The organism is Stenotrophomonas sp. (genome assembly GCF_032061965.1).
Classification (GTDB): domain Bacteria; phylum Pseudomonadota; class Gammaproteobacteria; order Xanthomonadales; family Xanthomonadaceae; genus Stenotrophomonas.
The window spans coordinates 1-13,713 of sequence record NZ_DAMBEF010000005.1 but is presented as its reverse complement, the minus strand read 5'-3'; the positions used below and the strand labels follow the sequence as shown (position 1 = coordinate 13,713).

General features: G+C 64.1%; 10 protein-coding genes. 3 read left to right on the top strand and 7 right to left on the bottom strand.

Going from position 1 to position 13,713, the window contains the following annotated elements; genetic code table 11:
• Positions 1 to 139: 139 nt before the first annotated feature.
• From RT460_RS03735 to RT460_RS03705, 7 genes are all read right to left on the bottom strand, one after another.
• Entirely contained in the window at positions 140 to 1,696 is a 1,557-nt protein-coding gene (locus tag RT460_RS03735; RefSeq protein ID WP_313317237.1) for an FAD-binding oxidoreductase, read from the bottom strand.
• A 14-nt stretch (positions 1,697 to 1,710) separates the two neighbouring features.
• Complete coding sequence (locus RT460_RS03730) at positions 1,711 to 3,291, bottom strand: alpha/beta fold hydrolase (RefSeq protein ID WP_313317236.1); 1,581 nt, start codon at positions 3,289 to 3,291, stop codon at positions 1,711 to 1,713.
• 9 nt (positions 3,292 to 3,300) lie between these two features.
• Positions 3,301 to 4,305: an NADP-dependent oxidoreductase gene (locus tag RT460_RS03725; RefSeq protein WP_313317235.1), complete on the bottom strand. Its 1,005-nt coding sequence runs from the start codon at positions 4,303 to 4,305 to the stop codon at positions 3,301 to 3,303.
• Between the two features lie 3 nt (positions 4,306 to 4,308).
• The gene (locus tag RT460_RS03720) at positions 4,309 to 5,481 is read right to left on the bottom strand and encodes an acyl-CoA dehydrogenase family protein (protein ID WP_057626965.1); all 1,173 of its coding nucleotides are present in this window, start codon (positions 5,479 to 5,481) and stop codon (positions 4,309 to 4,311) included.
• A gap of 55 nt (positions 5,482 to 5,536) precedes the next feature.
• Entirely contained in the window at positions 5,537 to 6,937 is a 1,401-nt protein-coding gene (locus RT460_RS03715; RefSeq protein ID WP_313317234.1) for an NAD(P)/FAD-dependent oxidoreductase, read from the bottom strand.
• 404 nt (positions 6,938 to 7,341) lie between these two features.
• The gene (locus RT460_RS03710; RefSeq protein ID WP_313317233.1) at positions 7,342 to 9,777 is read right to left on the bottom strand and encodes a TonB-dependent receptor; all 2,436 of its coding nucleotides are present in this window, start codon (positions 9,775 to 9,777) and stop codon (positions 7,342 to 7,344) included.
• An 89-nt stretch (positions 9,778 to 9,866) separates the two neighbouring features.
• Positions 9,867 to 10,718 (bottom strand): DUF1838 family protein, encoded by an 852-nt coding sequence (locus RT460_RS03705; RefSeq protein WP_313317231.1) that lies wholly within the window; start codon positions 10,716 to 10,718, stop codon positions 9,867 to 9,869.
• Positions 10,719 to 11,184: 466 nt separating this feature from the next.
• On the opposite strand from RT460_RS03705, the gene RT460_RS03700 reads away from it, so the two are divergent.
• Genes RT460_RS03700 through RT460_RS03690 form a run of 3 tightly spaced genes read left to right on the top strand, consistent with a single transcriptional unit; the run spans position 11,185 to position 13,283 of the window.
• Complete coding sequence (locus RT460_RS03700; RefSeq protein ID WP_313317230.1) at positions 11,185 to 12,372, top strand: class I SAM-dependent methyltransferase; 1,188 nt, start codon at positions 11,185 to 11,187, stop codon at positions 12,370 to 12,372.
• The gene (locus RT460_RS03695) at positions 12,369 to 12,728 is read left to right on the top strand and encodes a hypothetical protein (RefSeq protein ID WP_057626960.1); all 360 of its coding nucleotides are present in this window, start codon (positions 12,369 to 12,371) and stop codon (positions 12,726 to 12,728) included. The genes RT460_RS03700 and RT460_RS03695 overlap by 4 nt, the downstream gene beginning before the upstream one ends.
• Before the next feature lie 48 nt (positions 12,729 to 12,776).
• Positions 12,777 to 13,283, top strand: a complete 507-nt coding sequence (locus tag RT460_RS03690; protein ID WP_313317229.1) for a hypothetical protein — start codon at positions 12,777 to 12,779, stop codon at positions 13,281 to 13,283.
• Positions 13,284 to 13,713: the final 430 nt, after the last annotated feature.

Below are 13,713 nucleotides of genomic sequence, written 5' to 3'. Positions count from 1 at the left end.
AAGCCCCTCTCCCGCAAGGGGAGAGGGGCTAAAGCAGCTTCGAGCGCTGCCTCAAGCTGCAGGATCCAAGCCCCTCTCCCCTTGCGGGAGAGGGTGCCCCCGCGAACGCGGGGGCGGGAGAGGGGTTGCTTTGCCAGCCTCAGCGGCTGAGCACGCCCGGGTTCATCAGCCCCTTGGGGTCGAGCTGGGCCTTGATCGCGTCGAGCAGGGCCAGCCCGGCGGGGTCGCGCCCAGCACGATAGTCGTAGAACTTGCCCAGCTGCAGGTTGGCCGCACCGTGCGCGCGCATGGTGTCGGCGATCTGCCGCTTGAGAACATCCGCCGCGGCGCGCGCTTCCAGATGTTCGCCCGGGCAGCCAATGCGCTCGCGGTGGTCGGCATCGACGGTGCGCTGGTGGAAGGCGTTATGGCTGTCCGGCCAGTAGATGCACGGCTCGATCACCACCGTCTGCGCGCCCACGCTGGACAACAGCGTGCCGATGAAGATGCCATGCTTGTCCATGGTTTCCTGCTCGCGCGCGAACAGATCCTGCAGCGCGTTGAACATGCGGGTGGCCTTGGAATGCGGCACCAGCGCGTGCACCGGCGCCCAACGCTCGCCCTGCGGGCCCAACATCGAGTTCCACGCGGCAAACGGATTGGCCGCCATCATCTTGGGGATGGACGGTTCCACGCTTTCACCAAACTCGCCCACCAGCTTGCGCGCGCGGGCAACGCGGTCGGCCACTTCGGCGGCGCTGTCGCCCTCCAGGGTGATGTGCAGCGAGAACTGTTCCTGGTCGACGATGTCGCGGCCCTTCACCGCCAGCTTCAGGCCGGAGATCAGGCCGCCCTTCTTGATCACATTGGTCAGCGCCTTGACGTCGCTGGACAGGCCGGCGCGGCGCATGCGCACGCGGGTCAGTGCCGGGTCGAAGGCCGCTGTTTCACTGGCCAGGCCGTTGCGTGACAGCACGCCCAGCGCAGCAAACAGGCCTTCAGCGGTGGGGAACTGCCAGGACAGATAGTCGATATGCGCGTGCTTCGGAATCAGCTTGAGCACGATGCGGGTCTTGATGCCGAGCAGGCCGCAATCGCCAAGGAACAGGCCGGTCAGGTCCGGGCCGTACCAGCGGAAGAACGGTGAGGTATTGGCCGCAGCCGCCGAGCCGGTGGTGAGGATGTCGCCATTGGCGGTGACCACCTGCAGGCCCAGCACCACGTCGGCCGAGCAGCCATAGCGGGCCGTGCCGTGGAAGATCGCACCCTGCGACATGCCGCCGCCCACGGTTGCATGCGAGCCGGACATCGGCCCGAAGTACGGCGTGCGCACGCCCTTGGCATCCAGTGCTTCTTTCAGGGCGCGCCAGGTAACGCCGGCCTCGACCACAACGTAGGCGTCTTCCAGATTGATCTCGACGATCTTGTCCAGCGCGCCGGTATCAACCAGCACCGCCGGGCTCTGCGCGGCGGTATAGCCGCCGGTGTAGCTCATGCCGCCACCACGGGCGATCACCGCCACGCCGGCGTCGGTGAGCTGCTTGACCGCATCGGCCAGCTGCTGCGCATCGTTCGGGCGCAGCACCGCCAGCAGCGGCTTGCCCTGCGAATAGACATCGGTGGAGAAGTACTCAAGCTCGCTGGCATCGGTGACGATGCTGCCGCCCCAACTGGTTTGCAGGCGGTCGATGACGGCGTTTGCGGTGTCGTTGCTCATGGGGGTCCTTCAGCTCAGGCAGACAGGGCGGCAGCGCGCCCCTGGTAATCGGATTCGGGGTCGGTGAGCACGCGCAGCGGCACCGGCAAGGCGCGCAGGCGGGTACTCAGATCGGGCGTGGTGACATCGCGCAACAAGGGATGCAGACGCGCGCCCAGACGCAGCAGCTCGACCACGTTGGCATGCACCAGCGCGGGTGCGGGCGCATCGACGCGACGGCGGGCGGCAGCGCTGGGCGGCAGCCACGGCCACAGCAGGTGGCGTTCGCGCTCCCATTGCCAGGCGTCGCAGAGATAGCCGCCAGCACGGTCAATGACCGTAGTCGGCAGGCCCTGCAGCAGCAGGGCCTGTTCCTCGGCGTTGAGCAGCCACGGCGAATGCAGCACCACCTCGGCAACGCGCGGGCCCAATGCATCCACCAAGGCGGGCACATAGCCAGCGGCCGCGCCATGCGCCTCGATCACCAGCGGCAGGCCCTTGTCTGTGGGAATGGCATCGCACAGTGCAGCGACCAGCGTCGCGGCATCCAGCGGGCTGTCGCTTTCGCAGGAGGCGCCATGGCCTGGCAGGTCGGGCAGCAACCATGCGCTGTCACCGGCATCGATCTGCTGTGGTGAAAGCGGGCGCGTGCCCGGCGCGTGCAGGCACAGGCGCAATGCACCCTGCCCTGCGCGCTCCCACACCGCCATGTCACCGGCAGCGGTGGCGATGATGCGACGCTGCCAGTTGTTCGATGCGGTGACAGCAGTGGAAGCTTCGACAAAGGCCGGCTCGTTCGCCAGGCTCTGCGCCAACCAGCCGTCCATGCTGTCGTGCATGGCGGGAATGCCGTTGGGCTCTTCAACTACCGTCACGTTGGTCGGCAGGTCGCGCAGGCGCGGCATGTGCGCCAACAACGGATCGCCATGGCGGTACACCAGCCAGGACGGCATCTGCAGCTGCTGCAACCAGAAGTGATCGTTGTGGCGGAACGCAGCGGCATAACCGGCGCGGTAGGTATCGCCCACGTCGAGCACGTCCATCACCGTCTCACGGCTGCTGTCGGTGGTCTGCGGTGCAATCGCCATCGCCGCTTCGGCGCGGCCGTCATACCAGGGGAAGTAGTACTTCTGCTCGCGCATGCGCGACCACAGCCAACGCAGGTGCGAACCGTCCCACTGCGGCACGAACGGCGGCAGATAGGCATCGCCATACAGTGCACTTTCTTGCGGGGTGAAGGCGGCATAGCCATCTACCACCAGCGCGGCCACACGCGAAGGATTGGCCCAGGCCAGCCAGGTCGCGATCAGGCCACCGGTATGCATGCCGAACACGGCGAAGCGCTGCAGGCCCAGTGCATCAATGAACTGCAGCGTGGCGGCACCGAAATCGGCAATTGTCATCGGGTTGCCGGGCAAGGCATCGGAATAACCGAAGCCCGGCGTGTCCGGTGCAATCACGGTGTAACGGTCGGCATAGCGCTGCATCATCGCTGTCCACATCCGCGAGTTCTGCGGTGACTGGTGGATCAGCACCAGCGCCGGGCCACTGCCGGCAATGCGGTAATGCACCTGCCGCCCGTTGACGGACAGGAAGCGCCGTTGGATCTGGGTCATGCGTGTTCCTTAGAGCCGTACCAGCGCCTTGCCCAGGTTGTCGCCATTGAGCAAGCCAATGAAACCAGCCGGCGCAGTGGCCAGCCCGTCGTGGATGTGTTCGCGGTAGCGCAGCGTGCCGGCGGCGATCATCTGCGCCAGTTCGCTGCGGCATTGCGCGAAGTCGCCCAGATGGTCGTAGACCACCAGGCCTTCAAGCCGCGCGCGCGCCCCGATCACCGGGCCCAGGTTGGGGCCGGCCGGGCGTTCGGCACGGTTGTATTGATCGCTGAGCCCGCACAGCACTACCCGTGCATGCAGGCGCAGCAGTGACAGCGCCGCTTCCAGCACGGCACCGCCGACGTTGTCGAAATAGCCGTCGATGCCGTCCGGGCAGGCCGCGCGCAACGACGCAGCAAAATCCGCATCGCGGTAACTGACGCAGGCATCGAAGCCGAATTCATCGGTGACGATGGCGCACTTCTGCGCGCTGCCGGCAATGCCGACCACGCGGCAACCGGCGGCCTTGCACAGCTGGCCCACCACGCTGCCAACGGCACCGGCGGCAGTGGATACCAAGATGGTCTGGCCGGCCTTGGGTTGCAGGATCCTGCGCACACCGGCCCATGCGGTGAGGCCGGGAATACCGAGCACGCCGACCGCGGTACTGACCGGCGCCAGTGCCGCATCAACCAACGACGCGGCGTTTGCGTCCATTGCCGCGAACTCGGCCCAGCCGGTCATGCCGGTAACCACGTCACCCAGCTGGAAACGCCCACTGCGGTCCTCGACCACCGTGCCGATGCCGTAGCCCGGCACGATGCTGCCCAACGGCGGGCAAGGCACCGCGTAGCGGCAACCGAGCTGCGCGCGCAGGAAGGGGTCCAGCGACAACCATTGCACCTGCACCCGCAGCTGGCCGTCACCGATGAGCGGTAGCGGCAGCTGGCGCAGTTCAAAGTCCTGCGCCTGCGGCATGCCTTGGGGAACCTGCCGCAGGCAGACGGCCTGCATTGTCGTGTGCAAGCCGTCCATCGATCAGAACGCGTTGATGCCGGTCAGCTCGCGGCCGATCACCAGCTGGTGCACGGTCTCGGTGCCTTCGTACGTGATCACCGACTCCAGGTTCAGCGCATGGCGGATCGCACCATGTTCGGTGGTGATACCGGCGCCGCCAAGCAGGTCACGGCATTCGCGGGCGATGTCGATGGCCAGGCGGCAGTTGTTCCACTTGGCCAGCGACACCTGCTGCGGCTGCATCTGCCCGGCGTCCTTCAGGCGGCCGAGCTGCAGTACCAGCAACTGGCCGGCGGTGATGCGGCGGGCCATGTCGGCCATCTTGATCTGCGCGCTCTGGGTGGCGGCGACCGGGCGGCCGAACAGGATGCGCTCCTTGGTATAGGCCAGCACTTCGTCCAGGCAGGCGATGGCCGCACCCAGCGGGCCCCAGGTGATGCCGTAGCGGGCCTGGGTGAGGCAGCCGAGCGGACCCTTCAGGCCCTTCACGTTGGGCAGGCGGTTGGCATCGGGCACGCGCACGTTGTCGAAGAACAGCGCACCGGTCACCGAGGCACGCAGGCTCATCTTGTGCTTGATCTCCTGGGCGGTGAAGCCCGGGGTGCCCTTCTCGATGACAAAGCCCTGCACGCCTTCGTCGGTGTTGGCCCAGACGATGGCGATATCGGCCACCGAACCATTGGTGATCCACATCTTGGAACCGTTGATCACCCAATCACCGCCGTCCTTCACGGCACGGGTCTTCATGCTGGCCGGGTCGGAACCGCCGTGGGCTTCGGTCAGGCCGAAGCAGCCGATCACCTTGCCGCGCGACATGTCCGGCAACCAGCGCATGCGCTGCTCTTCCGAACCGTAGGCGTAGATGGGATACATGCACAGCGAGCTCTGCACCGAGACGAAGCTGCGGATGCCGGAATCACCGCGCTCCAGTTCCTGGCAGATCAGGCCGTAGCTGACGCTGTTCAGGCCGGCGCCGCCGTACTGTTCCGGCAGCGAGCTGCCGAGCAGGCCCATGTCGGCGATTTCGCCAATCAGCTCGGTGGGGAAGCGCCCCTGGTCGAAGCAATCGCCAATGATCGGCAGCACGCGCTCATCGGTGAAACGGGCAACGGAATCCTGTACAGCGCGTTCTTCCTCGCTCAGCAGCGAACGCACGTCGAACAAATCGTAGGGGTTCAGTGTCTTCAGGCTCATTACTGTCTCTGGAAGGCGCATCCGCGCCCGGAAGGTAGGGGATAAGGTAGTTCAATCAGGCTGAAAGAATTGCTGCAGCTGCACGCTCGCCCGAGCTGACGGCGGCTTCCATGCCCGGTACGTGCAGTTCGGTCTGTTCGCCGGCAAAGTGGATGCGACCGAACGGGGCGTTGGCCCAGCGTAGGGTCTCGGCGAAGCGCCCGGGGGCGATTTCGGAGAACGCGCCGTCGGACAGCGGGTCATTGCCCCAGCTACGGGTCTCCAGCGGCACCAGCGCGCCCTTGGATGCCGGGCGCAGGCGCTCCATGGCGTTGATGGTCCAGGCAAAACGGGCCTCACGGTCGAGCTTGTCGGCCTGCTGGGCCATGGCGCCGTTGAGCCAGACGATCAGGCGGTTGATCTGGCCATCCGCGCCGGGCACGGCAAATACGCGCTGCAGCGGGCCATCGCCCCACAGCGACAGCGGCAGGCCGTCGTCTTCCCAGAATTTGCGGGTGGGATGCAGGTGCACGGTGGTCACCGCATTGGAACTGCGGGCCGACCACACATCCTGCTGCGCCACCGGCGGTGCCGGATCGATGGCGATGCGGCTGAGCGGCCCGCTGGGCAGGGCCAGCACCAGGTGCGCGGCGCGGAAACGGCGGCCGTCGGCACAGCGCACTTCCAGCGTGCCGCGCGCCGACTCCACACGGGTGACCTGGGCATCGAGCACCGGCGGCTGCGCCAACGAGGCGGCCATGGCCTCGGGCAGCGCCTGGCTGCCGCCCTGCACCCAACCGGTGCCCCGGGAACCGAACCGGCGCAGCGCATCACGGCGCAGGGCATCGAGCGCGCTGATGGTCTGCAGCGAGGAGAAGCTATTGCCGATATCCATCCATTGCAGCGCCTGCGGCGACCAGCCCTTGCTGGCGATCAGCTGCGCCAGCGGGATATCCAGCGAAAGATTGTTCGGGTCGCGCCAGCTGTCCACCGCCGGCAGGCCCAGCTCACCCATTGCGGTGGCCAGCAGCATCGGCGGCAACAGGCCATGTTCGCGGCCCTGAAGGGTATTGAGCGGGCTCTCACCCCATTGCAGCGCAGGCACCAGCCTGTCGCCCAGTACCAGGCCCAGCCCCGCGGCGGTCGGCAAGGCGGCCGACGGCGGCTCGATGCCGACACCCACGCGCTTGGCATGGGCATGCACGCGCTCATAGCCGGTGCCCACTTCCACGCCACCGATTTCAAAGCGGATGCCATTGCGCACCACGGTCTGCAGGCGGCCGCCAACACGCGGATTGGCCTCCAGCACGGTAACGCGGGCACCACCGGCTTCCAGCGCATGCGCGGCGGCCAGACCGGCCAGGCCGGCACCGACCACGATGACGTCGCTGGTTGGCACTTTGGCGTGCAGCAGGCCAGGCAGCATCGACAGTGCAGCCATGCCTGAAACTCCCTTGATGAAATCGCGTCGTTGCATTGGAGGAACCTGTGGTACGGGTCGGGTGGTGCTTTGGTTCTTTTGCTTTGGTTCTTTTGCTGTGGTTCTTTTGCTGTGGTTCTTTTGCTTTGGTGCTTTTGCTTCTGTTTCTAAAGCCGTCATTCCCGCGAAGGCGGGAATCGCTCTTGCTCTTGCTCTTGCCGTTGCTTCTGCTCCTGCCGTGTTTCCGCACCCTCAACGCCCTGCCACAAACCCAAAGTGCCAGAGCCAGAGCCAGAGCGATTCCCGCCTTCGCGGGAATGACGAACAAAAGCAAGCGGAACGCCCCATTCCTTGTTCACCATCCCACCTTCGCCGGAATGACAAACTGATGGTGTTTCGTTACAGCCCAACACGCGTCAGCCGGGAGGGTGCACCGCACCCTCCCGGCCACGCAGCACTCCTTAGAACTTGTAGCTCACTTCCACGCCGTACATGCGCGGCAGCGACGGGGTCAGGCCGAAGTCACGCAGGTTGCTCACCGCCAAGCCGGTCAGCGGCGGGATAGCCGGCAGCGCCACGTAGGCATCCGGGTTGATGGTGCGCTGCGCGTCTTCCAGCGTGCGGTCATTGAACGCGTTGTTGACGTAGGCCGAGACCTGCAGCTGTTCGGTCGGGCGGATGCTGAAACGGAAGTTGGTACGGGTGGAAGCGCCGATGTAGGCCAGGTTGTCGACCTGGATGTAGCGCTTGCCTTCGTAGTTCACGTCCATGTTGGCGGTGTATTCCCAACCATTGGACAACGCGCCGTCATACATCAGGCCCAGCGTCGCCTTGTGCTTGGGTACGCGCGGCAGGGTGTAGCCGGCGGCGTCGGCAGCCGGATCGCTCAGGGTCGGTGCATTGCTGCTGGAGAACAGGTCAGCCTGGTCCTGGCTGAGGAACTTGAGGATCTCCGCATCAGTGTACGAATACGCCAGGCTGGCCAGCCAACCCTGTGCGAACGCCCACTGGCTTTCCAGCTCGAAGCCACGGATGCGCGATTCGCCCACGTTGGTGGTGTAGCTGGTGGAGAACAGCGAACCGTTCTTGCGGGTCACCGGGCCGGTTTCGGTCAGCTGCTGGTTGGTCCAGTCGATCTGGTAGATGTTGGCATTGACGCGCAACGTGCCGTCCAGCCAATCACTCTTCATGCCCAGTTCGTAGTTCCATGCCTCTTCTTCCTTGTACGAGGCCAGGCCACGGGCGATCAGCGCATCACGCTCGGATTCCTGGAAGTCGGCACGGTAGACATCGGTATTGAAGCCGCCCGGCTTGGTGCCCTTGGAGACCAGACCGTACAGATTGATGTTGTCCTGTGCCTGGTAGCTCAAGGTCCAACGCGGGGTGAAGCTACTGAAGGTCTTGTCCAGCGCATAGGCCTGGGTATAAGTGTTGGCACCCAGCACGCGCGTGTCGACGCCCCCCTTGCTGATCTCGTCACGGGCGTAGCGGCCTTCCAGCGACGTGGTCCACTTGTCGGTGATGCGCCAGTTGATAAGGCCGTACAGGGCCTTGTTGACGGTCTTGTCATTCGGGTTGGTCGCGATCGGCGTGACCACCTTGCTGCCACCGATGGTGTAGCCGGTGAGGTCGCCACCCCAGCCCGGCTGCGCCTGCTGGTCGTAGTAGTACGCACCCACCATGCCGGAAACGTCCAGGCTCTGGTCGCTGCTCAGGCGGATGTCCTGCGACCAGTTCTTGACGCCGCTGTTGGTGAAGCTTTCGAACGCACCGCCGTAACCGCGGATGTCGCTGTAGTCCTGGTCGCTGGCGGCGTAGGTTTCGCTCTTGTTGTAGGCCGAGGTCGAGGTCAGGTTCCAGCCGTTGGCGAACAGGTAGTCCACCACCACGCTGGTGCGCAGCAGATCAGTCTTGCGGCCGGAGAAGTAGCCGGCGGTCTCGAACTCCCGGGTGTTCAGCGCGTAGTCCGACGGTGCCTTCAGCTCACCACAGTAGTAGCCACGGCGACGCGACTCCAGGATCGGATACAGGCCGAAGTACAGGCCGCCGGTTTCTTCCGGCAGGTAGCAGTTGAGGTTATCGCTGCCCAGACGCGCGGCGGCGAAGTGCTGGTCGCGGCTCTTCTGCTTCATCACGCGCGCGGTGATATCCAGCGCCTCGGTCGGCGACCATGCAATGGCGGCCATGCCGCTGATGGTTTCGGTGCCGTTGAGATCCTTCTTGCCCGACGCTTCGTTGTAGAAGATGCCGTCGTTGCCACGCTTGTTCAGGCTGACGTCGTAGCCAAACGAGCCGTCTTCATTGCCGCCGGAGTAGAACAGGCCCATCTTTTCCTGGCCGTAGTTGCCGGCGCCCAGGGTGAGCTTGCCGCCGGGTACGCTGCCCGGGCGCTTGGTGATGAAGTTGACCGCGCCGGAGAAGGTGCGGCGACCGAATGCCGCCGACTGCGGGCCACGGATCACTTCCACGCGCTGGATGTTTTCCAGGCCATAGCTGGAAATGTCGCCTTCGACGTAGATACCGTCGATAAAGAACGAGGCATTGGCTTCGCCCTGGATGTTGGACATGCCGCGGATCACCGGACGGTCAAAGCCACGGCCGTAGCCGGACTTGAACGAGAAGCTCGGCGACAGGTTGGCGATGTCGCGCACGTCGGTCAGGCCCTTCTTCTCGATGGTCTGCTCGGACATCGCGGTGATCGGCAACGGCATCTGCTGCAACGGCTCGGACACGCCACGTGCGGTCACGGTGATCTGGTCAAGGCTCTGTACGGCGTCACTGTTGGCTGCCGGCGGTGCACCCGCTTCGTCGCTGTCAGCGGCGGCGGCATTGCCCGCACACAGCAGCAGCGCAAGGGCGATCGAGGAGCACAGCAGGTCTGGCTTGATGGTTTTCATGGATTTCCCGACTGGAAAGTTTGATCGGAATGGATTGGGAGGATGGATGCGCCGTCTTGGGGGAGGGTTCCGTCCAGTGTTTCCGTACTTCAGTCCTGCTGTTTCGCCGCTGCGCCCTGCTTGAGCTGCTTGTAGTAGCTCCAGCTGGTGACGTTGGGCTGCACCCAGGTTTCAGGTGCACGTGCGTACTCCGGATAGCGAGTACGGACGAGTTCCTGGATATCGGCAGGCAGTTCACTGACCGAGACGCGCTTGTTGCCCTGCGCGATGTACAGCAGATTGCCCGGGCGGGTGCCCAGCTTCATCCAGGGGAGCCACGGCCCGACACGGGTCCAGCCGTAGGTGACCGGCACGCTCTTCAGCGCCGGGTTTTCGAGGTCCGCGCGCGGCGCGAAAAACATGAAGTGCTCCGAGCCCATGTAGGTCGGGCCGGTCGATTCAGCGGGGAATTCACTGGGCTGCAGCGGGTTGGGATAGGCCAGCGGAATGTTGAGGGTCAACATCACCTGGTCGCCTGCTTCCACCCACGGCAGGTGCAGCGGACGCCCCGGTGCGTTGAGCACGGTGTTGACCGGGTCGTTGGCAACCTGCACCACTTCGTTGCGTTCGCCGGAGAGCGGGTTGTCCCAGCTGTCGATGATCTTGCCGGTCTTCAGGTCGCGGTAGAAGGTCAGCTCGCGGGTGTACAGGCGCCACACGCCATCGGCCTGCTTTTCGGCGCGGCAGATGTTGTAGCCCTCGAAGCCCAGCAGCGGTGCCGGCTTCTGCCCGGGTTCCTGCGAGAACAGCGTGCCTGCCCACCACAGGATCTCTTCCTGCTTCGGGTCCAGCGAGCAACGCAGCTTCACCATTGCTTCCACGCTGCCCTGCTCGGACTGCAGATCCAGCGCCTGCGCCTGTGGCGAAAGTGCAATTGCAGCAGCCAGCAAAACCGATGACATTCGTATCACGTCTACCCCCCGGTTGATGGAAGCGCCGCGACCAAGGTCACAACTGCTTCAGACCACATAGGACAGGCCCATTGACCCATCAAAGATGACATATAGCTATATCATTAGTACATGATTGTCCAATCATTTGTAACACCTTTGTCGCAGACGCCACGGCCCATCTCGCAGGCGTGAAAATGGAAACCGGTGGTCACTGCGCCAAGTTGCGCAACATGCTGCTTTGCAACAAAATTTTGCCGGGCGACATGTGAAATTCGGCACTGTCGCTTGTCCGGACATTTGATAGATTCGGGGAATCGCTCGGTCCTTGGCTGGACCCGCAGGCAGTCGCGGCGGGGTGCCAACACCGGCCAGCGAAAAAAGAATCGATAGGTATGGTCGGGCCGCTTGACGGTGTCCAGACCAACATGACATATAGTCATAACATTAGAACTTTAATACCTGCCCAGGAGTCGCCATGAGCCAGCAAGCACTGCCCCCCAGTTGGCAGCACGTCGGCCGCCACGCGGTCTTTCCCGAAAGCGCACATGACGACACCGCGCGCTTCGACTTCCTGGCCAATCTCAACGGCTACCTGGCCACCCAGCTCAGTCCGAAGGTCAAGTTGGCCTACGAGCAGCGGGTGAAGCCGGCGTTCGAAAAAGAAAAAGGCCGCGCCCCGGAAACCCGCCACGAAGTACGCAAGGCGATGGCTGCCGATGGCATCTACCAGACCTGGAGCGCCCTGCGCCGCAGCAGCATGGAAATGCGCCAGCAGGCCGGTCGCGGCCTGGTGCTCAAGCAGGTGGACGCGCTGATCGACAAGGCGCGCGTGCTCAACGCCAGTGACGATGGCCTGCAGTTGGACGCATCGGTGAAGGTGCCGCGCTATTCCAGCGCCGTTGACATCCATTGCATGCCCGGCGGCTACCACACCGAACTGCTGGCCGATGACGTATCTGCGGCGGCCAATTACGACTGCGGCATCTTCGCCACCACCGGCGGCATGCTCGGCCGCTACAACGATGGCGGTGGCCAGGCACTGGCGCAGTGGTTGAAGGAAGAACACCCCGAATTCAAACCGCGGCGCATCCTCGATATCGGCTGCACGGTCGGCCACAACATCGTGCCGCTGGCGCAGGCCTTTCCCGAGGCCGAAGTGATTGCGATCGATGTGGCCGCGCCGATGCTGCGCTACGCACATGCGCGTGCCCGTGCCCTGGGCGTGAACAACATCAGCTTCCGCCAGGCCAACGGCGAAGCGCTGGACTATGCGGACGGGTCGTTCGACCTGATCACCACCGCGATGTTCTGGCACGAAAGCTCGGCCACGGCGATGCCGCGCAAGCTGCGCGAGATCCATCGCCTGCTGGCGGCCGGTGGCCTCACCGCGCACCTGGAACAGCCGCAGTATCACGGCATGGACCCGTACGAGCAGTTCATCCGCGACTGGGATGCGTACAACAACAACGAGCCGTTCTGGAGCGTGATGCACGAATACGACCTGCGCCAGATGATGGCTGCAGCCGGCTTCAAGGCGGACCGCTATTTCGAAACCAAGGTCCGCGGCGTGGTCGATCGGGACATCTTCCCGGTCGCCAGCGAAAGCGGCGAAGACCACGGCCGCGCTGCGCTGTGGACCATGTTTGGAGCCTGGAAAGCATGAGCATCGATCCGATCGCCCTGGCCGGCAGCCGCGCCCGTGGCAAGCGTCCGTACTTTTTCAAGGACCCGGATGTCGAGCGTGTGCTCTCCATCGCCATGGCCATCGCCATGGAGAACGCGGTAACCCACCAGCGCCTGGACGCACTGGAACGCTTGATCGAAAACAAGGGCCTGCTCAGCCGCGAAGAACTGGACCAGTTCCGACCGGACCGTGAGGCCGAAGCCCAGCGGACGCTGTGGATGAAGGAATACATCGCCCGGGTGCTGCGCATCGTGCAGCAGGAAACCGAGGCCTTGGAAGGCGGTGCTATGGACGTGCCGATGGAAGAAGTGATGGATGCACTTCGCAACGAATGAGGCCCGGCCTCAACTGATGACATCAACACGACCACAAGGAAAACCGCAATGCCGAACATGCAACTGCACTTGCCACTGCTGGCCCGCCACGAAGGCGTCTGGGACGGCGTGTACCGTTACTACGATGCCAACGGCGACAAGATCGACGAGCACAAGTCGCGCCTGATCTGCCGTTTCCCCAGCGACGAGAACGTCCCCTACCACCAGACCAACCATTACAGCTGGGCCGACGGCAAGGTGGAAGTGCGTGACTTCCCGACCCGTTACGAATTTGGCCGGGTCATCTTCGACAACGAGCTGATCTACGGTTGGGCGGCTGAAGTGCCGTTGGACGACTACCACCGCACCGTCATGCTGTACTGGAAGCGCAAGGGCGAGGAAGGTCTGGAGCTGTACGAAATGATCCAGCTCTCCGATTGCGGGCAGATGCGCAACCGCATCTGGCATTGGTACAAGAACGGCGTGCTGGTGCAGCGCACCCTGATCGACGAGAAGTTCGTCAGCCGCGACTGGCAGAAGATCAAGGGCGAGAGCTTCAACGGCGACCCGATCTGATCAGGCAGATTGAATGATGACTCGGGGCGCGATGGCGCCCCGAGTTTGTTGTGACCACACAGCGGTAGAGCTGGCGATTGCAGCAGTGAAGTGCTGCATCAATCCTGCGATTGCAGCTGCGAAGCCCCTCTCCCGCGCGCGGGGTGAGAGGGCAGCTTGCGAACCATTGGTTCGCTGCCCATCGAACGCCCTTGCGCCGGCGCAAGGGCCGGGGCGCGGAGCGGGGGTTGGGGTGAGGGGAAGCTTCTAGCAAGCAGACCCAAAGCTTTTAAAGCTCCCCTCATCCGCCCCTTCGGGGCACCTTCTCCCGCAAGCGGGAGAAGGTACGCCATAGAAGCAAAGGCAATTGCAAAAGCGAGAAGCAAAAGCCAAAGCAACTGCACAAGCAACTGCACAAGCAACTGCACAAGCAACTGCACAAGCAACTGCA

Excerpts from the sequence above, each read along its gene's own strand:
- RT460_RS03735 (WP_313317237.1), bottom strand. The coding sequence starts at position 1,696 with ATGAGCAACGACACCGCAAACGCCGTCATCGACCGCCTGCAAACCAGT.
- RT460_RS03730 (WP_313317236.1), bottom strand. The coding sequence starts at position 3,291 with ATGACCCAGATCCAACGGCGCTTCCTGTCCGTCAACGGGCGGCAGGTG.
- RT460_RS03725 (WP_313317235.1), bottom strand. The coding sequence starts at position 4,305 with ATGGACGGCTTGCACACGACAATGCAGGCCGTCTGCCTGCGGCAGGTT.
- RT460_RS03720 (WP_057626965.1), bottom strand. The coding sequence starts at position 5,481 with ATGAGCCTGAAGACACTGAACCCCTACGATTTGTTCGACGTGCGTTCG.
- RT460_RS03715 (WP_313317234.1), bottom strand. The coding sequence starts at position 6,937 with ATGCAACGACGCGATTTCATCAAGGGAGTTTCAGGCATGGCTGCACTG.
- RT460_RS03710 (WP_313317233.1), bottom strand. The coding sequence starts at position 9,777 with ATGAAAACCATCAAGCCAGACCTGCTGTGCTCCTCGATCGCCCTTGCG.
- RT460_RS03705 (WP_313317231.1), bottom strand. The coding sequence starts at position 10,718 with ATGTCATCGGTTTTGCTGGCTGCTGCAATTGCACTTTCGCCACAGGCG.
- RT460_RS03700 (WP_313317230.1), top strand. The coding sequence starts at position 11,185 with ATGAGCCAGCAAGCACTGCCCCCCAGTTGGCAGCACGTCGGCCGCCAC.
- RT460_RS03695 (WP_057626960.1), top strand. The coding sequence starts at position 12,369 with ATGAGCATCGATCCGATCGCCCTGGCCGGCAGCCGCGCCCGTGGCAAG.
- RT460_RS03690 (WP_313317229.1), top strand. The coding sequence starts at position 12,777 with ATGCCGAACATGCAACTGCACTTGCCACTGCTGGCCCGCCACGAAGGC.